This window comes from Gardnerella nova, from assembly GCF_049244055.1.
Taxonomy (GTDB): Bacteria; Actinomycetota; Actinomycetes; order Actinomycetales; family Bifidobacteriaceae; genus Bifidobacterium; species Bifidobacterium vaginale_H.
The window spans coordinates 99973-120847 of sequence record NZ_CP058369.1 but is presented as its reverse complement, the minus strand read 5'-3'; the positions used below and the strand labels follow the sequence as shown (position 1 = coordinate 120847).

The window sequence follows — 20875 nt, the reverse complement described above, 5'->3', positions numbered from 1 at the left end:
TACTAAGTTAACTGTCCGCAATTTATTTCTGTTGACTTATTTCAACTGTCGTTACTTTTTCAAACGCGACATTTGCGCGGAATAGGCGTGCTTTGTGTTGCGCGTATTATTGGTATGATTGCAACGGCATATAAAGCGGCGCATATAATGACCGCTGTCTAAGTTGGCAGTGATTAAGAATAGTGATAAACAGTGATTGGCAACCAGTGGCAAACAGTGATAAATAGTGATTCGCGTTGGCAAGAATCCCATTAGTAACGCAGCCCTGCACAAGCATTGCCACATTACAATTAAGAAAAAAATAACGATAGCAAAGGATGTTTATTGTGACACACGTATCGTGGCTTACTAGCAGTCATAATCTCAGTCACGCACTGACTGGAGAGGAAGCGTATCGCAATAATCGACTTACACGACCGGCACTTATTTCGTTAGCTATTCTCACTTTTATTACCTTTATCGGCAATTTCGCGCAACTTCAGCTCACTGCCGCCCTGCCAACTATCGTTCACGAATTTGGTATTAGCGTCACCACCGGCCAATGGCTTACTTCTATTTTTCAGCTGATTATGGCTATTATGGTGCCGCTTACGGCGTTCCTTACGAGACGTTTTTCTACGCGCCAAATCGTTATTACTTCTATGGTTCTTTTTACGCTCGGCTCAGTTTTGGCTTGGTTGAGTAGCGATTTTATGATGGCGTTGTTAGGACGCACTTTGGAAGCAATTGGCACTGGCGTAATGTGGCCTGTTCTACAAATTACTGTATTTTCTGTGTACCCGGTGACACGACGAGGCATGGCCATGGGCAGTGTCGGTATGGCTATGAGTATTGCTCCGGCAATCGGTCCTACTATCGGCGGCTTACAAACCGACATGAACGGGTGGCGTTCTATTTTCTGTTCGCTCACTATTATCGGTGTGATTTCCGTTATTGTAGCGACATTATTCTTACATAACTTTGGCGAACACGATCCTAACGCACACGCTGACTTTTTCTCAGTTGGACTGTCAGTGATTGGTTTTGGCGGATTAATGTTTGGTTTTACCAATATTGAGGGCTGCGGTATTAATAGTCCACTGTCGTGGGGACCTATGACGATTGGTGCTTTTGGTATCGCTTGGTTCGTGATTCGTCAACTCCGTCATCAAAAACTTGGTAAAGTTCCGCTGCTTGGTTTGAGCGTATTAAAGAACCGTTACTTTATGGTTGGTACAGTTTGCGCTTGCCTTACGTTTTTTGCGTTCAGTTCCATTATGGTGTTAATTCCGTTGTATATTCAGTCTGATCGCGGTTTTTCTGCCACTATGAGCGGACTGATACTGCTACCGGGCGCGCTAGGCATGGCTATTTCCCAGTATTTTGGCGGCCGTATGCTCGATCGTTTTGGTGTCCGACCGGTTGCTATGGCAGGCTCTATTATCCTGCTGTTTGGCACAGTAATGATGAGCCTTATCGATATGGATACGTGGATTTGGTGGATTTCCATTTGGCAATTTACGCGTCAAATCGGCATGGGCTTTCTGCTGATGCCTATAACCACTTGGTCGCTGAATTGCTTGCGTAAAGACGAACTTGGTGACGGTTCCGCAGTAACCAATACTATGCGTCAGTTATGGGGTGCTATAGGTGCTCCAGTGCTGGTGGTAACCATGACGGTACTCACTACTTGGCGCCACAGCTTTACCGGTTCAGGCCACGCTGCAGACGTTGCAGCAAGTATTTTCGGCGTACAGTGGACGCTCCGCATCAGCGCGCTTATTACCGCTGTAATGGCAATACTAGTTATTGTCGCAGTAAAAGGTGAAGGCACTGGATCGGCGCATAATCTTGCCCGCAGAGCAATTGATCGTATGCGGGTACTGCATATTCCACACGCAACCGAGCATCACGACGTTATGCACGATCACACTCATCATCACTACTAAATCGCGCGCATTCGTTATTTTCTTTACACTCACGTAAAGTATTAATCGCTTTTTGGCGATATTTCGACATTTTCTGTACACGCTTGTAAAGTTTTTGTCAGTTTTTGGCGAGATTTCGATTTTTTCTTTACATGTTTGTATAGGAATTGTCGCTTTTACTTTGGTAGCTTTTGCGCATGGCAGTTATGCAATATTCCTGCCATACTTCGCTTTTCTTCGCGCGTCACCGACAAACCATACTTATATTTCACCGCAATCTGCCTAGCTACATACGCGCATCTAAACGATTTGTTTGAAGGTAACCAGTATGCTGCTGAAGCGGAACCTTTTTCTTGATTCGCAGCACCCTGCACAGCAAGTAAATTAAGCATGTCGTTACCAAATTTAAGACGCTTAGTTTGCCGCCAATTCCAAGCCCCCGACTCCCAGGCGTTTTGTAAAGCAACAACGTGATCAATTTGCACTAGCGAACTTGTTTTACGACCCCTTACAAAATGAATCAAAAGCCCCGTATAAGGATCGTGTAACAACCCCAGACTCACCTGGCAGGATCCCGCATACTTGTATCGCACATCCTTCAAATCTCGGGCTAATACGTCTTCTCTCACATCACAACCGTTGCCATCTTCGTCAGTAGTACGATACCCAAAGACTTGCCGCTCATACCCGCCATGGTGCGCTCGAGCCACTTTAAGATGTTGCAAAATACGAGCAGCCTCACCGCTCGCCTCATACTCTCCCGTAATCTGGCCAGCCGTATGGTTGATTTTAGGAAGTAGCAGACCAATAATAACCCCGCATAAAGCCGCGCACGCAATAAGCCACAGTAACGCAACAACACTGCGATTATGCGGACGTCTTCCGCGCTGATTACTTCGATTATGCCCCAACCGGGTACAGCGATAACGCATATTCAGCCCCCCAACCTAATCTACGTATCGTGTAAATAACATTTCCGCTTAATTTCGTTTGCTCACCATTGTTAAACAAATATCACTTAACCTTCACCATAGAAGGTATGCGCTGCAACACCACACCGGATACCTGCTGAATCATACTCACCAGCAGCACCATGGCCATAACAGCATACACCGTATTCCAAGCAGGAATATTAGTCGGCACTGGATGAATAGTATGAGCAACCAACAATGCCGAAGTAGCAATACTCACCAATGACAACACCAGCACGAAGGCTGAGATTCCGCCAATTTTACGCGACAATCGCATATTCTGCTGTGACACTTTCTTCATGGAAGCAACCATGTGTTTTACGCAATGTTCACCTTGTCGGAAGGCAAGTACCTCATCAATTCCAAGCTCGATATCACTTACTTCACACTCGACCTCATGCTGTTCAACGCGAACTTTTTGCACAATATGCCGCGATCGCATAAGAAGGTAACGAGGAAGCACAAACACCAAAAGTACGCAAGAAACTATTGCAACATACAACAAATCAACATCCAGGAAGTACAGCACCACCAGTAATGGCAAAACTGCACAAACCATGCCAACATTCATACTTATGTGGGCTTTATGCAAATGCTCGTGGTGCATATCGACCCCAGCAAACAACAGTACCAGCGTAAAAGCACGAACGAACATGCAAGCCACTGCAACCAGTACACATTGTTGCATAACAAAACCAAAAATAGGTCTTCCGGCAACGGCAAACATTGCAGCCACCATAGCTACTGGAATACATACGGTTGCAGCAACACTAATTGCGGTTACCACCATAGAGATAATGGCAAAAAACGCACGTTTGAGACGCGAAACAGTGTGCTCTTGGGAAGTAGAAGCAACTACCGTTGCCATAGCACTTACAGGGCGTTCAACGCGCGCAGAAGCTAACATTTTTTCAGCAGGTACTCGACTGCCATCCCGTTGAACAACTTCAGAAACAGATTCCTTGGCTGCTGTAGTACCTCGCATAGTTTCGTGAGCAATACGCTTATACGCTTCTACTGTAATCCTCGCATCATGAGAATCAACTCCGACATCATTCGGCATTAATGCAATAACCGTTGCCGAACGCGCTAAACGTCTCAAAACTCGAGTAAGCACTGCAGCTTCAGACTCACTTATTGTTTGCGCAGCGTAATCGAAAATGTAGACGGGAGTGTGACGAAGTAAGGCTCTTGCAAGAATAATACGGCGAGCAATATCTTCAGCATTGTACGTCGCGTCAGGATTGTGAAGCAGACGGTCAATTGGCATATCTAAACCGTCATAATCTGCGTACACAACGCCATCTACGCGAGCCGCTCTCAACGCATCCCACATTGCGGTAGTAGTAGCCGTAGGAGACGCAAGTAGCAGGTTTTCACGCAGCGTAGTTGCAAATAAGTGGCTTCTTTCACTCACTACAGTAACGACATCCGCCAATGCCCCCACAGTTGCGTCGTGAAGAGTCAGATAAGATGAATGTTCAGTTGCGTCGAAAGCGTCCGACACAACGAAAGGAGCAATATCGTCCTCGTGTACTCCGTAACGATCGTTATAAGAAAGCAGCACATCAGCGGTCTTATTAAATCCACATCCGGAAAGAATATTTGTGCGCATTACTGACTGATACTGACTTGGAACTATCTGCAACTCACCAGAACGCGCAATCATCGATATGCGCAGTCTCTCATTGTCTTTACCAGCATGCTCATCAGCAATATCGCAACGCATTCGTAACGCAATATCCGTAGCACCATCCGGCAGAGAGAGCGTAGCGCCATCATCACTAAAGGATATTGGTGCCGACGATGCGCTCACCGTCTGCAGCAACGACTCAACATGGTGCATGCCGTGAACAGCATGCTGAACGACGTGGAGGTGCTTACCAACTTCTCGAATCGGCTGCACACTCAACATAAGCAGTGGCATAGTTAACAACGCTGCAGCAAGCCCAACGCCTTTTACCGAAGACAACCACACCGTAGCCACAATAGCCACACAAGATATGGCGTATGCGCACCACGCGCTGACACAACGCCATACAACCGAACGTAACAGCAGCACCAACAGTAACGAAATAACACTAAATATAGAAGAAACTGCACAAATTCCAGCAATCAACGGATTAACAGTAAACAGCACGGCTGCAATAACCACCGGAATAGGCACAGAAGCTACAATCTGCGGCACAAGTACGCCAATAAAACGTTGCAACGCATTAATATCATCGTTAACAGAAAGCGAAGCAAGCTCTTGAGGTTCTTCAATTCCCGCAGAACGCAAGGACAGCAAAGCGTGCAACATCTTAGGCCGCAATCGCATAGCCACACGCGACTCAATATCGGTCGCAATGGTACATGAAGTATGAAAAGCCGCGTATTTAAACACGATAACAGCTACTAAGGCAATGATGTAGGAGGTAAATTCCACCGAATTCATCAACGAAGTTCCTACCGAGCGCACTGGTCGCAACACCGGCGAAAGCATGCCTACGCAAATGTACACAAACGCGATGTTCATAAGAGAAGAAATCGCAAGACACGTCGCCCTTAAAGCAACTAAGTGCTTAATACCTGGTACGAACGCAAAACAGCGATTTATCATCTCCTGATCCTTTTCCTTAATCCTTATTTCGTACTTCTTTGGTCAACTGGTATATCTCAGATTTGCTTAACAGTAAATTCCCCTTATAGCCTCCAAGATTACCCTTCAAGATTACGCTGCGCACGCACCATCAACACGCCGGCAACCGCATAATTTGGCTGATTTTAAGCCGTTTTCACGCTATCTCAACACCGCTGCAAGTGAAGAACGAAGATTCACATTCGCCGGTATTTGACCAACACCGCGAGCCATATCTGGAAACGCGGGTTCTGGACCATGATTTATTAAACGAAGCACCTCACGAACAGCCAGGGACCCCAACTGTTGCACATCCGGACTGACGGTAGTAAGCGGAGGAAATAGATCCCCCATCGAAGGCACATTGCCAAATCCCACAACGCTGACATCGTTAGGAATTTTCAAACCATGCTCATATAACGAGCGCATCACGCCCACCGCCTGCTCGTCGCTTGACGTTACTACGACGCTCGGTATGGCAGCGCCATCCACACCAAATTTTTCAAGCATATGATTCATTCGCGCGTAACTTTCCGAAGATTTCCAAGAAGTGCATTGCACAATATGCGAATGTATTCCTTGCGTTGCAGAAAGCGATCTCCACGCAACAAGACGGGTTGCAGAACCGCGCCATTGAGCAGGTCCAGCAACATATAAGGCATTGCGATGTCCGTATTGTGCAATCAGCGACACAATATCGCTCATAGCACGCCACTGGTTTATGCCAATAACAGAATATTCAATGTTGCTGTGACGCTTAAGTATATTCATGCCTTCGTGTGCGCTTAAAGAACCGTGCGTTGAGGTGACACAAACGCATGGCTTAACCATATTAGTGCGACAAAGCGCAGTAAAAATAGCGTCCGTTGGCGCATCTATAACGATGCCGTCTACATTTTGTTCTTCAAAACTTTCAGTAAGTGCGCGAATGTCGCTTTGTTCACACAACGTTTCGTTCACCATGCTTAATGAGAGGAACATTCCACAAGCTTTGGCCTGGGCTTCAATAGGGGCAATAATACTTTGCGACCAACGCGATGCAGCCCCCACAATAAGCCCTAACGTACGCGATTGTTGAGTTGCTAAAGCCCTTGCGTAATTGCTGGGATGGTATCCTAATTTTTCGATAATACGCAGTACACGCACGCGAGTTTCTGCAGAAACGTCCGGAGAATTGTTAATCACTCGTGAAACCGTTTGGTGACTTACTCCAGCAGCTCGCGCAACGTCAATCATCGACGCGCGTTTTGCTTCGCTTTTCGCCATACCCGAACCCCCGCTAACAATAACTTTGTACTGCATAATTTACCATTTTTAGCAACTTTTTGTATGCAAACGACACTTTCTTTACACCGCTGTAAAGAAAATTACTTCCAAAAAAGTAACTTCTAATTACAAATGCCAGGACAATCTGTGCAAATCACTCGGCCCGTTTTCTTTAATTGCGTTACGATGCGCTAAGGAACCGTAACCTTTGTTGTGTGCCCAATCGTAAGGCGCATACTCAGATTTGTTCGCAAGCGAAACCATAAGTTCATCTCTAGTTACTTTCGCAAGAACAGCCGCAGCAGCCACACTCGCACACTGCCGATCCGCTTTCACTAAAGTATTCACTTTCACAGCGAAAGGAACGTCTGGAGCATCAAAGGTATTAGCTACGTTGTCAATATAGTCACAAGGACCGTCCAAAATAGCCGCAAATCGCTGCCCTGCTATTGGATCGTTGACGTAACGTTTAGCAAGCTGCTCCTGCGCTGACGCAATTGCTTTCAAAGCCGCCACGCCGAGAGCATAACTTATCCCCCACTCGTCAATTTCTTTATTCGTGCACGAACCAACCGCCCAAGCGGAACACCAAGATTGCAAAGGCTCATACAATGCTTTTCGGCGATGTTCCGTAAGAAGTTTGGAATCAGCTAAACCTTCAGGCATAGTTTTCGCTTCAACTTGGCTCTGCCCAATAATCGCTGCACCAACCATTACTGGCCCTGCCAACGAACCGCGTCCGACTTCGTCAAGTCCAATCACCCAGTTGTAGCCTTGATTGAGAAGGTTTTGCTCATGCAGACAAGACGGCACAGTTGGAATATTATGAAGCTGGGATTGCATAATTGCTACTACTTAGCAGGACGATCAGGAACACTATCAAAAGCGTCGTGATGATCGTCTAATAATCCTATGCGATCAAATGGCCATGTGCGGAATACCGCCACGCCCTCAATTTTAGAAATTGGCACCAAGCCATCGTCGCCATCGTTGCGATGATAGCGAGAATCGGCAGAATTAGCACGATTATCACCAAGTACAAACACGTGCCCCTCAGTAACCTTCACCTTAAATGGGAAAGAACTTGGGTCCACACCAGGACGAATATAAGCGGATTCGTGAACCGGCACGCCATTAACTACAATAGGCTCCCCTGGACCATTGCACTCAACCGTATCTCCTGGCAATCCAATAAGACGCTTAATCAAATCGTTACCAGAGGTGGCGCCAGAAGTAGATTCGCCGCTTAACCAATGAGCAGGATCCTCAAAAACCACAACGTCGCCACGATGCAACGGGAAAATACGCGGAGTGAGTTTCGACGTAATCACATAGTCACCGATGTGAATCGTATCAAGCATAGAGCCGGAAGGAATAGTGTACGCTCCAAGCAAAAATATGCGCACAAACAACACCAGAAGCACAGGGATACCAAACCATGTGAGCAAATCTTTCCAAGAAAAATGCTCACCCTCCCTTTTGCGTGCGTGTGCAAAACGATTACCGCCAGACTTCTTGCCTGAACTACCAGAGCCGGAAGGTATATAACCCTCCGGAGGCTCTGGCGGAACGGGGGAAGGATCGACACCATGACCCGCCACGGTAACGATATGATTATCGCTTAATTGCGTGCCACGAGATGCCATACATAATCCTTCACCCTAAATTTATAGTTACTTAGCAGCGCTGTTATCGCGACGCTCGGCAATACGAGCAGCCTTACCGCGCAAAGCGCGAAGGTAATAAAGCTTGGCGCGACGAACGCGACCGCTACGAACCAGCTTAATCGAATCGATAGCTGGGGAATGAAGTGGGAAACGACGCTCAACACCAGTGCCGAAGCTCACCTTACGCACAACGAAAGTCTCGCGCACGCCAGCACCCTTACGAGCGATTACTACGCCAGTGAAGGTCTGGATACGAGTGTTGTTACCTTCCTGAATCTTCACGTTGACATCAACAGTGTCGCCAGGACGGAAAGCTGGGATTTCCTCAGCAGCCTTAAGATGCTTAGCATCAAATGCTTCTACAGCATTCACCATAATTATTCCTCCATCGCCGCCGCATATCGACGAAAAGTTAGCTAGATAAACCTAGCGTACTCGTTCCCAAAAAGTCTGCTTTTTGGGGCTTCCGATCCGCGCAATCTCACAACAAGAAGCGACTAGACCTTAGAGACAAAAGAACCATGCGGCATCCTTTTATCGAAAGCATACAAGCAATAAATTTATGCAGTGTAATGGACATTTTGGCGTTATTACTACCGCTTCCTGCCGGTAACCACCGCTTGCAAACTATCGCTTGTAACGGACGCTTACAACGAAGGTTTAGCTACTAGCACATCCACACAAATTCAGCGCGACACGCCATCAAGCGGAGCAGTTTCCACCGTGCGTGTCAACTCGTCATCATCCGCGTCGTAATCAAATAACTCGCCGTAACGACCCCAGCTAATCGCAATATCAAACTGCTGACGCGCAAGCGCATCCGTATGCTTACTGCGAAGCAAATCCAAAATCAATTCGCCACGAAGCTTACCATTACGATTACGGCTCAAAGCCTGGTCAATAGCGTGCACCAAAGGCGCGTGTTCCAAGGAAAGACGAGCAAACACCTGCTTACTGTGCAAAATATCAGCGTTATGCCATTCCTCACCCGCAGAAGTAATAGCAATATGACCGTTTTCAGCAGTAACAAGATTGAGCATGCGACCGGCATCAACCAACGGGAACAAGTCATCAATTTCGAAGGAAAGATCAGCTGCTAAATCAGCCAAATCGATACCGTCTGGATATTCTGAAATTACGTCGAGCAAACCAGCCATACCGCCTGGAGTTGCGTTCGGGAGCAAATGTACTGACACCGGCTCCTGCTTACTATCGCTAGGCTCATCCTGATCTTCTGCACTAGCTTCAGTTTCATCCTCATGATGATGCTGAATAAGCAGATCTGCAATTGCAGCAGCCTCAGTATCTTCAGCATCCTCAGCGTCTGCAACCTGCGTTTGATCCTGATTAGCTGCAACTTCAGTATTGTCTTGTTCTGACGTGATATCAGGTGCGGAACCGGTGAGAATCGCATACAAATTATCGACCATTGCTTCAAATTCTGCACTGTGCTTATCTCGAGGACGCGGCAAATCAACCTTAACGTCCGCAATCAAGTGACCCGGATGCGAACCCAAAACAACCACGCGATCAGCCATCTGTACCGCTTCTTCAATATTGTGTGTCACAATAAGCACCGACTTAATATCGCGCTCCTCGCTCGACCACAACTTAAGCACTTCTTGACGCAAGTTTTCTGCAGTAAGCACATCGAGCGCGGAGAACGGCTCATCCATGAACAGCGCATCCGGACGAAGCACCAACGCACGCGCAATACCAACGCGCTGACGCATACCGCCGGAAAGCTCCTTCGGATAAGCGGTTTCAAAGCCGTCCAAACCGATTGCGTCAATTGCAGCGAGCGCAAGCTCAGTACGCTTCTCTTTGCTAACTCCGCGAGCGCGCAAACCAAGTTCCACATTGTCTTGCACAGTAAGCCACGGCATTAACGCGAAGGTTTGGAACACGATTGCCACCCCTGGGTTTGGTCCTGTAAGCTCTCGCCCACGATAGGTGACTGTGCCTTCCGTTGGTTGCACGAGACCTGCCATTGTGCGAAGGAAGGTTGATTTGCCGGCACCAGAACGACCGAGAATTGCCACAATTTCGCCTTCTCTCAGGGTGAAGGAGATATCGTGCAGCACGTGCTGAGTGGTACCGCTGTCGGAAGTGAAGCTTTGGCTAATGTGCTTAGCGTCAATGATGTCGCCGGTGATTGATGATGGCCTAGTTGCCGCAGCATTGTTCAAAGTAGTCATAATTTTTGCCAATCCGTTTTATAAGAAAATTTCGTGTGATTTTCTTACATTTTTATTTGCATTTTCAAGTTTTGTGTTTTCAAGTTTTGCGCTTTTGCATTTTTGCGTTTTTGCGTTTTGCGTTTTGCGTTTTTCTTACGTCTTACGATTCTTTGTGAAACGTCGCGTGAAACATTTTGCAACGCATATTGCGAAATGCTAATTCAACACGTAACGCCTCTCAGAAATACGCTGCAAAGGTGACCAGAACAAACGATTGCTTAACACCACAATCAAACTCATCACCGTCACACCGACTAAAGTACGCGCAGAATCACCAACGGTAGTAGCGTTCGTTATATACGCTCCCAAGCCGGAAGTTGCCATACGATTCTTGCCATATTCCACAATTTCGGAAACAATAGAAGCGTTCCACGCGCCGCCTGCAGCGGTAATACCACCGGTGCACCACGATCCGAAAATAGACGGCAAAATAAGTGTCTTCCAACGCAAAGTACGTCCTAAACGGAAGCTGCGTGTCATCTCGCGAAGATCATCTGGAATAGCACTTGCTCCAGCAATAACATTAAACAAAATGTACCATTGCGTACCAAGTGCCATCAAAATAATACTGCCCCAGCCTAAATCAATATGCCAAGCCAAGAACCACATCATAGCAAACGGGAAAATAAAGTTTGCTGGGAAGCTTGCGAGAATCTGTACAATCGGCTGCATAATGCGCGAAATCTTTGGATTCATGCCAATTAACACGCCAACCGGAACCCAAATAAGCGAGCTTACCAAAATCAATAAAGCCACGCGCACAAACGTAATTCCACCCAGCAAACCAGCCTTAGCAAACTCTTGCAACCCAGCAGTGGTGGCAACAAAATAAATCATGTGCGCGGCTCCAGTTGCAATAATCAGGAACATCAGCACATTAAATGCCATATCCCCAAGCTTGCGTTGCGAAGCCTTGTGCGGCCACTTAGAACCAGTACGCCCAAACGGACGCGTAATTTTCTCAAGCCATTCTCGAATAGGCAAAAACAGCTTACTAATAACTTCGTCCGCGTGGGAATGGCGAATCAACGTCAAAATAGCACTGTGACGCTCATTATCTGAAGCACTTTGCGTAATACGAAAACGCTCAGCCCAAGCCGTAAGTGGCTTCCACAAGAAGAAATCAAGTGCAAGAACCACAAGTACCATCGCCACAATAGCCCACCAAATGTGACCAAGCTTATTTTCGGCAGCAGACTGCGCTACGAAGCTTCCAATGCCAGGAAGCGCATACGTATGATTGTTAACAGAAATCATTTCCGAAGCGGTCAGGAAGAACCAACCACCGCCAACGGACATCATGCAGTTCCACAGCAGCGGAATCATCGCGTTTGGCATATCCAATACCCAGAAACGCTGCCAATGCGTAAGCTGAAGGCTACGAACCGCCTCATCAAGCTCTTTTGGTTCACTCAGTAGCGAACGGTGGAATGAGAAGGTCATATTCCACGCCTGGCTGGTGAAAATAGCAAAAATCGAAGCTGCTTCAACACCAAGCATGGAACCCGGGAACAGCACCAACCAAATGGTAACCGTTGCCGAAAGGAAGCCCAAGATTGGCACCGACTGCAGAATGTCGAGAAGCGGAATAAGTACTTTCCCAAGGCGACGGCTGCGCGCTGCAAGTGAGCCGTAAATAATGGTGAAAATAAGAGAAGCCACCAAAGCAATCAGCATGCGGAACACTGAACGCAATGTGTAATATGGCAAATTAATTAAATCGGTAGACACTTGGGAAGGAATACCGCTTGGGCCAATCGGCTGATTAATGCGCTGGATGAGGAAAGCAGTAACGCCAAAAACGGCTATAATGCCAATGCACACAAGAATGTCTGACAAGAATCGAGTGTTCTCGTCAACCTGCGTTGCTGCGCTTTCCTTGCGCGACGTCGTAAATATGGTCATAATAAAATCCTCGAATAGGCAATAAGTGAGTTCGCCTTCGTCTATTGTGTTTATTTCTATTTATTTATTACGTTGCTTATTACGATTTGTTACGTTATTTATTACGCAGATATCTATTTAGATTCTTTGCGGATTTCTATTTAGATTTTGTAATTTTTGCGTAATTATTTTGCGTAATTTCTCTGCGTAATTTCTTTGCGTAATTTTGCATAATTCTTGTGTAGCCGTATCACCATTGATTACGTTACAGGCACAAATAACTAGAACTCACGTTTTTAACTCTGTAAGTTATATATTTCGCAAGTTATATATTTCGCAAGTTTTGTAACCTAACTTTGGTGATTGCCGGCTTCATATATTCAGGAGGAACGTCCGAACTACTACTGCCAATAGTGTCGGAGCCTTCATCAGTACGAGTACTAGAATTATGGCTTTTACTGTCATGTTTCACGGCAAATCACCTCCTTAAGTTCGTGCTAATTATAAAATATCGCAGATACTGTGTCAAGCTACAAAAGCCGGGGAGATTCCCCGAAAATGTTCCACAAAACGGCCAAAACAACAACAAACGCCGGAGTTTTTCCCGCAAATGTTCCACAACACGGCCAAAACAGCAACAAAACCAGGAAATTCTCCCGCAAATGTTCCAAAAAACCACCAAAACAGCAACATTTTCCGGAGAAAAAACTCCCGCAAATGTTCCAAAAAACCACCAAAACAACAACAAAACCAGGAAATTCTCCCGCAAATGTTCCACAACACGGCCAAAACAACAACAAACGCCGGAGAAAAAACTCCCGAAAATGTTCAAAACAAAAAGCCTCTTGACGAATTAACGCCAAGAGGCCTATAAATCAGCAATCGCTAAATAAAACTACTACGCAATTACTTGCGATGAGCGCGATAGAAGCGGATCAAGCTCTGGGTAGAAGCATCCTGAGCTGCCAAAGCATCGTCATCCTTAGAGATTGCAGGAGTAATCTGCTTTGCAAGCTGCTTGCCAAGTTCCACACCCCACTGATCGTAGGAATCCAAGCCCCACACAGTGCCTTCAACGAAGGTGATGTGCTCGTAGAGAGCAATAAGCTCACCCAAGCTGAATGGGGTCAAAGCATCGCCGAAGATGGAAGTGGTTGGACGGTTGCCCTCGAATACGCGAGCTGGCACAATCTCCTCTGGAGTGCCTTCAGCGCGAACTTCGTCAGCAGTCTTACCGAAAGCAAGAGCCTTAGTCTGTGCAAGATAGTTGCCCAAGAAGAGCTCGTGCACATCCTGGTCGCCATCCTTAGTAGGATTTGGCGTGTTCACAAAGGCGATGAAATCAGCTGGAATAAGCTGGGTGCCCTGGTGAATCAACTGGTAGAAAGCGTGCTGGCCGTTAGTGCCTGGCTCGCCCCAGAAGATTTCGCCGGTTTCGCTGGTTACAGGAGTGCCGTCCCAGCGCACAGACTTACCGTTGGATTCCATGGTGAGCTGCTGCAAATAAGCTGGGAAGCGGTGCAAGTACTGGTCGTATGGAAGCACAGCGTGGGAAGCAACCTTGTAGAAGTTGCGGTACCAAACGTTGAGCATACCGAGAAGCACCACAACGTTCTTCTCGAACGGGGTTTCAGCAAAGTAAGTATCGATTGCGTGGAAGCCGTGCAAGAACTCTTCGAAACGCTCTGGGCCGAGAACCACAGCCAAAGAAGTACCAACGGCGGAATCCACAGAGTAACGACCGCCAACCCAGTTCCAGAAGCCAAAGGCGTTGGTTGGGTTGATGCCGAACTCTTCAACCTTTTCGAGGTTGGTGGAAACAGCCACGAAGTGCTTAGCAACAGCTTCAGCCTTCTTTGCGTCGGAGCCGTCGATAGCGCCGGATTCCTGAAGCTTGTTAAGCAACCAGGTGCGAGCGGTACGAGCGTTGGTCAAGGTTTCCAAAGTGGTGAAAGTCTTGGAAACGATGATGAACAGCGTGGTTTCTGGATCCAAATCCTTGGTCTTTTCGGCCATGTCGTTTGGATCAATGTTAGAAACGTAGCGAGCGCTAATGCCAGCGTCAGCGTATGGCTTCAAGGCTTCGTAAACCATGACCGGGCCCAAGTCGGAACCACCGATACCAATGTTCACAACGGTCTTGATGTTCTTGCCAGTAACGCCCTTCCAGGCGCCGGAGCGAACTTCGTTAGCAAAATCGTAAATACGACCCAACACTTCACGCACGTCAGCAACGGTGTCTTGACCGTCAACCATGAACTTACCAGCATCCTCTGCTGGGCGACGCAAAGCGGTGTGCAACACTGCACGATCTTCGGTATTGTTAATGTGCACGCCGGTGTACATTGCCTTGGTGCGCTCGTCAAGCTTTACAGCCTTAGCAAGGTCAGCAAAAAGCTTCAGCGTTTCTGGCTTAATCAAATTCTTAGAAAGATCGAAGTGGAGATCTCCAGCTTCGAAGCTCAACTTATCCACACGGTTTGCATCCTCTGCAAACCACTTCTTCAGGCAAACGCCTTCAGACTGTAACTCGTCGTAATGCTTCTGCAATGCAGCCCATTCTGGGGTCTTTACGGCGTCAACTGGCGGATTGATGGCCATTTGTTTTGGTCCTTTCATTTCTTCAACTGATGCGACAGCAATTGTCGCTATCATCCACTTCACAAGATACTCACAAAAGCAGACAGAAACACGCGAAGCTGAACATAAAAATGAACACAATAATACTGATGGTTCGCGCATGAAATCTTATAGTCTATGTTGCATCTTGTTTAGCGCGTCGTTCCAAACGCGCGCAACACATCTAACGTTTGGAGGTCTTTGGGACACTGGTGCAGTCAACGCGCTGCGTGAGTGTCTAATTTTGGTCGTTTTGAGACACTGGTGCAGTTGGTGTTCTGCGCTAGTGTCTCTTAATCCCGTTCTTCGGACCCGCGTGCAGTTGGCGTTCTGCGTGAGTGTCTCATTTTGGTCGTTTTGAGACACTGGTGCAGTCAGCGCGGCACGGCGCGCCCAATTGGACAAATATAAAAATATGCTATATAGTATTTGATTTGTGCGCGAGTCGCGAATGCTTCTCGGGCAACTTGCCACTTTAGCTCAGTCGGTAGAGCGTCTCACTCGTAATGAGAAGGTCGACAGTTCGATTCTGTCAAGTGGCTCTCTGGCCCATTCGGGCGCATCAATGCTTCTTGTTTGTGCGTACGCGCTCGGTTGGTTTTTCCAGGTTGATGCGCGAGTGGCGGAATGGTAGACGCGCAGGATTTAGGTTCCTGTGTCTTACGACGTGTGGGTTCAAGTCCCATCTCGCGCACAAAAATTTCCACTATTATTCTGCAATAAATAACGCTCTAAATTCCGGCATCAAAGCGCGCAAAGCATGCCCACGGTGAGAAATTGCATTTTTTTCTTCCTGCGTAAGCTCCGCACTCGTCAAACCTTCCATACGAACCCCGTCACGAATCGGCTGCTCATCAGGCACAAACAGCGGATCGTAACCAAAGCCGTTCTTGCCACGCTCCTCACGTATTAAGCGACCAATCATTTCCCCAACTCGAACTGTTTCAAAACCACGCTCGTGAGACATAGCACTACTTAGCGGCACTTCACTGCAAGAATCCGGAATAGCAAGAGCCGCAGCACAACGAAAACGCGCAGTGCGGAATTGGTCAGGAATGTCCGCAAGCTGACGAAGCAACAGTTCATTATTTGCGCGGTCATCGCCATGTACACCACTCCATCGCGCCGACAGCACTCCCGGAGCAGCCCCTAAAACATCGACAATAAGGCCCGAGTCGTCGGCGATAGCAGGCAATCCCGTTCTCGCAGCAACGTCGCGCGCCTTAATCAAGGCATTCTGCTCAAAGGTTACGCCAGTTTCCACAGGATCCGGCAACCCAAGCGATCCCGCAGTAACTAATTCAAAACGATCTGCTAAATGCTCCAATTGTTCCGATAAGATGCGCTTAATTTCAACGAGTTTTCCCTCATTATGTGTAGCCACAACAAGTTTCACGCCCGTTCTCCTTCAACTCTTAATATTCCTTATAATGTCTGTTTAATTATGTGTATGCTTTGCGAAATCACGCACCGCGCAATCACGCACCGCGCAATCGCCGAACCAAACGCTACTTTGATAACGCCTCACGTTGGGCAGCTTGTAATGCACGATTTCCTTGCGTCGCCAAATCGAGCAACGTATTTAATTCGTCACGATTAAACGGACGATGCTCAGCCGTGCCCTGAATTTCAATAAACTCACCAGAACCAGTCATAGCCACGTTCATATCGGTCATTGCCTGACTATCTTCCACATACGGCAAATCAAGCATAGGAGTTCCATTGATAACGCCTACCGAAACCGCAGAAACAGAATCCTTCAGCACGTTGGCCGCGGAACGAATGTGACCATTACGCTCAGCCCAATTAAGTGCGTCAACCAATGCCACATAAGCTCCAGTTACCGAAGCGGTGCGAGTGCCACCATCTGCCTGCAACACGTCACAATCAATCTGAATCTGGCATTCACCCATGGCTTTCATATCAACCACGCCACGCAAGCAACGGCCAATAAGACGGCTAATTTCGTGCGTACGACCACCTATTTTTCCACTCACCGACTCGCGATTAGTGCGCTCTGCAGTGGCTCGAGGAAGCATCGAATATTCTGCTGTAACCCAACCCAAGCCCGAGTCTCTCCTCCAACGCGGAACCCCAACAGTAAATGTTGCTGTGCACATAACGCGCGTATTCCCGCACTCAATAAGCACTGATCCTTCCGGAACGTCAGTAAATTTACGCGTTATACGCACTGGTCTCAATTGGTTAACAGCACGTCCATCCGCACGAATTATTTCTTTCGACGACAACATATCCTTAATTTGAGCCATAATCCACCAATTTAGCACGTGGCGTTTATCTTCTATTTGCCACGTTACTTGTCACTTTATTTGTCACTTTATTTGCAACTTACTTACGTCACTTTACTCGACCACTTTACTTGCCCCACCCTTTTCGTAGGACTCTACAGCTATATTGGTGCATTATGCCTACGTATGATTTGGGACTAGAACGAGTTTCGTTAGAATTTGCTACCAAAACGATTTTTGCTGACGTAACCATCGGCGTTTTTGAAGGCGACCGTATAGGAATTGTGGGACGCAACGGTGACGGAAAATCAACACTACTTCACCTACTATCTGGACGTATGAAACCAGATTCAGGACGCGTCACCAAACGTGGAGGGCTTACGTTTGGCATACTCGATCAACGCGATCCTTTGGACGACAACGCAACCGTCCGTGAAGCGGCTTTGGAAAATCGTGAAGACTACGAGTGGGCGGCAGATCCGCAATCGCGCGAAATTGTAGAAGCACTGCTTGGTGGAATCAACCTGGAAGCTCGCGTAGGCACACTTTCCGGAGGTCAACGTAGACGCGCCGACTTGGCAAGGCTGCTGCTGCACGATTGGGATATTCTCGCCTTGGACGAACCTACCAACCACCTGGACGTGGTAACTATTCATTGGCTAGCCGAACACCTTATGCACCGCTGGCAGGATGGGCAAGGCGCGTTGCTGATTGTGACCCACGACCGCTGGTTCCTGGATGAGGTTTGTACGTCAATGTGGGAAGTGCACGACGGCACCATTGATCCGTTTGAGGGCGGGTACAGCGCATATATGATGCAACGCGTAGAACGCGACCGCCAGGCCGACGTGCGCGAAGAACGCCGGCGCAACCTTGCCCGCAAGGAATTAGCGTGGCTTTCTCGAGGAGCCAGAGCACGTTCCACCAAGCAGAAATTCCATGTGAAGCAGGCGCGCGAATTGATTGCGGATGTGCCGCCGTTGCGAAATACGCTTGAGTTGAAAAAAATGGCGACGTCACGTTTAGGTAAGCAAGTTGTTGATTTAATTAACGTAACGCAAATTTTTGAGAATAATCAACAGTTGACTAGTATCGATCCCGATATTGCAGAAAGTAGCGTAACTGCGACAGAAAACGCAAACGCAACAGAAAACGCAAACGCAACAAAGGCTTTACAAAAAATCGATATTGTCGAATCTACTTTTGCACAACCAACGCACGTAGGAAGCGTCACCATTGCCGTCGACAACGATTCAACCACACTCGACGATAACAATCAGGAAACTTCAGCAGCCGAACAAAAAACGATTACCGGCCGCATGATTCTCGACAATGCAACATGGCTTATAGGACCTGGCGATCGCTTCGGAATCGTGGGAGCAAACGGAGCCGGCAAATCGACACTGTTAAGCATTATTGACGGATCACTCAAACCTACGTTAGGACACGTAAATATTGGCAAAACAGTTAAATTTGCCGTACTTTCGCAACGTTTGGAAGAACTTGAAAAGCTTGGAAAATATAAAGTCAAGGAAGTGCTGAGCCGTTACAAGCCAAGTTACATTATCGACGGCAAGGAAGTAACTCCTGGCCAACTCATGGAACGGCTTGGGTTCAGACCTGAGCAACTTATGACGCCGATTGCCGATCTTTCCGGTGGACAAAAGCGACGCATGCAACTGCTGCTGATTCTTCTCGATGAACCGAACGTGCTCATTATGGACGAGCCGGGAAACGATCTTGACACCGATATGCTTGCGGTTATGGAAGACCTGCTCGATACGTGGCCAGGAACGTTGATTGTGGTTTCCCACGATCGCTACTTACTCGAGCGCGTAACCGATCAGCAGTTTGCGCTGATTGACGGCAATATTCGCCACCTTCCGGGAGGAGTTGACGAATATTTGCAAATTGTAGAACGCTTGCAACGCGAACACGAAAATAAGCTTGGTGCAGCGCAAACGCAAAACAAAACGCAGGCACAAAACCAAACGCAAACACAGGATAGCGACTCTCAAAACGACGCTGCGCAAGCCGCGAGCAGCGAACCAAAATTAACCGGCAAAGCATACCATGAAGCAACTAGGCGCGTGGCTGCAATAGAGCGAAAGCTAGCAAAACTTGAGGAGCAGAAAGCAGCAATCGAATCGAGCATGGCTGCACACGATCCGAGCGATTTCGTAGGCTTGCAGGCTCTTAATGAAGATTTGCAAAAGAATACTGCGGAAGCGGATGCGTTAGAAGAAGAGTGGATGCAGCTCTCCGAACAAATCGAATAATATCAACTCCTACACGCGACTTTGGTTGATAGCAATACAAAAGGGGCCTGAGACACCATCTCAAGCCCCTTTATTGCACGAACGTATGCACACGAAGCATACACATGAACGTATGCACAAACGCACGTACAAACTAGCTAATCACCTATTGATGAACTTAGCGTACGCAGCCTCGTCAGTTACCACGTCTAACTCACCAATCCACACAAACGGATCGTTCGCCTTGCAGAAACCGTACTTAAAGAAGTACAATCCGTCGCTCACATCCAACGAGAAAACGCCGCCCATATTGAAATACTTCATACCGGTTTCATGACCCCACTGAATGAGATCCCAAATAGAAAGATAGCCTGGGCTTACTTTTCCCTGCATAGTTGCGGTGGCACCATACATGTACCAAAGTTCGCCGTTATAAGGCAAACCAATCATGCTGGCAATAGTCTTTCCTTCATATTCAGTGCTGTAAATTCGCATTTCCGGATAGGCTGCGAGCATGCGCTCGAAATACTCCTTAGGACGATACGTAATACCGTGCCTATTTGCCATAATTTCGGTAAGCTCATAGAACGTATCAATATCTTCCTGCGAGCGCCCATAACGCGAAGTCACACCGGCTTTAAGAGAAGCCCTGATATGCCTTCTTGTCATAACGCTAAAACCAGCAAGCAGGTCGTCAGTTGTTTTACCCTCAAGACTGAGCATCATCTCATAACGTGGGTTTGAGAACGAATGTAACGGTTCCCCGTCGCTTCTGAAAGTAAAACCTTCGTCCCTATACTTTTTAACGAGATCCTGGTCGTTTTGAACGCACGGATCCATTCTTAACAGGAACGCATGGTATTTTTCGACAAGCGGCTTAGCTTCTTCAATAAGCTTTTTCGTAGTTTCAATATCGTAAAAGTCGCTCACAGGACCGTGCGGAGCGTAAAGAAACATTTTGTCGTCTACGGCTTTAATGCCAAGAATCGACATTGCAGCCGTAATCTTGCCATCCTTCTCGAGGTAAACGTATTCACTAATCCAATTGTTCTTTACTTGCGCCCACCGCATATCTTGCATTGCGTTGCCGAATGGAGAATTTTTTACAAATTCCTCGTATTCCAAAACTTTGGCAGCATCATTTTTATCGAGTATAGGCATATATTCTCCTTGATTTCAGTCCGAATGAGATTG

At 47.4% G+C, this 20875-nt stretch carries 15 protein-coding genes, 2 tRNA genes and 2 pseudogenes; 6 read left to right on the top strand and 13 right to left on the bottom strand.

Annotation, left to right across the window (positions count from 1 at the left end):
- Positions 1 to 317 precede the first annotated feature (317 nt).
- Complete coding sequence (locus tag HXT56_RS00520) at positions 318 to 1928, top strand: MDR family MFS transporter (protein ID WP_421778157.1); 1611 nt, start codon at positions 318 to 320, stop codon at positions 1926 to 1928.
- 155 nt (positions 1929 to 2083) lie between these two features.
- Here the strand turns inward: HXT56_RS00520 and HXT56_RS00515 are convergent, their stop codons facing one another.
- The 9 genes from HXT56_RS00515 to HXT56_RS00475 all read right to left on the bottom strand — a co-directional run bounded on the left by HXT56_RS00515 (position 2084) and on the right by HXT56_RS00475 (position 13027).
- The gene (locus HXT56_RS00515; protein WP_421778156.1) at positions 2084 to 2839 is read right to left on the bottom strand and encodes an HNH endonuclease family protein; all 756 of its coding nucleotides are present in this window, start codon (positions 2837 to 2839) and stop codon (positions 2084 to 2086) included.
- Positions 2840 to 2921: 82 nt separating this feature from the next.
- Complete coding sequence (locus tag HXT56_RS00510; protein ID WP_421778155.1) at positions 2922 to 5480, bottom strand: ABC transporter; 2559 nt, start codon at positions 5478 to 5480, stop codon at positions 2922 to 2924.
- A 180-nt stretch (positions 5481 to 5660) separates the two neighbouring features.
- On the bottom strand, positions 5661 to 6764 hold the full coding sequence (locus HXT56_RS00505) for a LacI family DNA-binding transcriptional regulator (protein WP_250310081.1): 1104 nt from the start codon (positions 6762 to 6764) through the stop codon (positions 5661 to 5663).
- 126 nt (positions 6765 to 6890) lie between these two features.
- The gene (locus HXT56_RS00500; protein WP_421778154.1) at positions 6891 to 7607 is read right to left on the bottom strand and encodes a ribonuclease HII; all 717 of its coding nucleotides are present in this window, start codon (positions 7605 to 7607) and stop codon (positions 6891 to 6893) included.
- Positions 7608 to 7615: 8 nt separating this feature from the next.
- Positions 7616 to 8410 (bottom strand): signal peptidase I, encoded by a 795-nt coding sequence (gene lepB, locus HXT56_RS00495; RefSeq protein WP_116712507.1) that lies wholly within the window; start codon positions 8408 to 8410, stop codon positions 7616 to 7618.
- 27 nt (positions 8411 to 8437) lie between these two features.
- Entirely contained in the window at positions 8438 to 8806 is a 369-nt protein-coding gene (gene rplS, locus HXT56_RS00490; protein WP_004127473.1) for a 50S ribosomal protein L19, read from the bottom strand.
- A 311-nt stretch (positions 8807 to 9117) separates the two neighbouring features.
- Complete coding sequence (locus HXT56_RS00485) at positions 9118 to 10629, bottom strand: nitrate/sulfonate/bicarbonate ABC transporter ATP-binding protein (protein ID WP_421778153.1); 1512 nt, start codon at positions 10627 to 10629, stop codon at positions 9118 to 9120.
- Positions 10630 to 10827: 198 nt separating this feature from the next.
- Entirely contained in the window at positions 10828 to 12576 is a 1749-nt protein-coding gene (locus HXT56_RS00480; protein WP_116712505.1) for an ABC transporter permease, read from the bottom strand.
- A 304-nt stretch (positions 12577 to 12880) separates the two neighbouring features.
- Complete coding sequence (locus tag HXT56_RS00475; RefSeq protein ID WP_165846091.1) at positions 12881 to 13027, bottom strand: hypothetical protein; 147 nt, start codon at positions 13025 to 13027, stop codon at positions 12881 to 12883.
- An 86-nt stretch (positions 13028 to 13113) separates the two neighbouring features.
- On the opposite strand from HXT56_RS00475, the gene HXT56_RS00470 reads away from it, so the two are divergent.
- Positions 13114 to 13404 carry a hypothetical protein gene (locus HXT56_RS00470; RefSeq protein WP_421778152.1) on the top strand — a complete coding sequence of 97 codons (291 nt, stop codon included), beginning with the start codon at positions 13114 to 13116 and terminating at the stop codon, positions 13402 to 13404.
- Between the two features lie 57 nt (positions 13405 to 13461).
- Here the strand turns inward: HXT56_RS00470 and pgi are convergent, their stop codons facing one another.
- Positions 13462 to 15156, bottom strand: coding sequence for a glucose-6-phosphate isomerase (gene pgi / locus HXT56_RS00465; protein WP_116712543.1), 1695 nt, complete (start codon positions 15154 to 15156; stop codon positions 13462 to 13464).
- 487 nt (positions 15157 to 15643) lie between these two features.
- Here pgi and HXT56_RS00460 point away from each other — a divergent pair.
- Together HXT56_RS00460 and HXT56_RS00455 are read left to right on the top strand one after the other, a co-directional pair.
- Positions 15644 to 15716, top strand: a tRNA-Thr gene (locus HXT56_RS00460).
- Between the two features lie 71 nt (positions 15717 to 15787).
- Positions 15788 to 15868 (top strand) — tRNA-Leu (locus HXT56_RS00455).
- A 15-nt stretch (positions 15869 to 15883) separates the two neighbouring features.
- Here HXT56_RS00455 and HXT56_RS00450 read toward each other — a convergent pair.
- Both HXT56_RS00450 and rph read right to left on the bottom strand, forming a co-directional pair.
- Positions 15884 to 16570 carry a non-canonical purine NTP pyrophosphatase gene (locus HXT56_RS00450; RefSeq protein ID WP_116712503.1) on the bottom strand — a complete coding sequence of 229 codons (687 nt, stop codon included), beginning with the start codon at positions 16568 to 16570 and terminating at the stop codon, positions 15884 to 15886.
- A 112-nt stretch (positions 16571 to 16682) separates the two neighbouring features.
- Entirely contained in the window at positions 16683 to 17444 is a 762-nt protein-coding gene (gene rph, locus HXT56_RS00445; RefSeq protein ID WP_116712502.1) for a ribonuclease PH, read from the bottom strand.
- Positions 17445 to 17599: 155 nt separating this feature from the next.
- On the opposite strand from rph, the pseudogene HXT56_RS00440 reads away from it, so the two are divergent.
- Both HXT56_RS00440 and HXT56_RS00435 read left to right on the top strand, forming a co-directional pair.
- Positions 17600 to 19342, top strand: a pseudogene (locus HXT56_RS00440) (ABC-F family ATP-binding cassette domain-containing protein); the annotation flags it as partial.
- A gap of 123 nt (positions 19343 to 19465) precedes the next feature.
- Positions 19466 to 19702: pseudogene (locus HXT56_RS00435) on the top strand (ABC transporter C-terminal domain-containing protein); the annotation flags it as partial.
- A gap of 141 nt (positions 19703 to 19843) precedes the next feature.
- On the opposite strand, the gene HXT56_RS00430 reads toward HXT56_RS00435, so the two are convergent.
- On the bottom strand, positions 19844 to 20842 hold the full coding sequence (locus tag HXT56_RS00430; RefSeq protein ID WP_421778151.1) for a lipid II:glycine glycyltransferase FemX: 999 nt from the start codon (positions 20840 to 20842) through the stop codon (positions 19844 to 19846).
- Between the last annotated feature and the right edge of the window lie 33 nt (positions 20843 to 20875).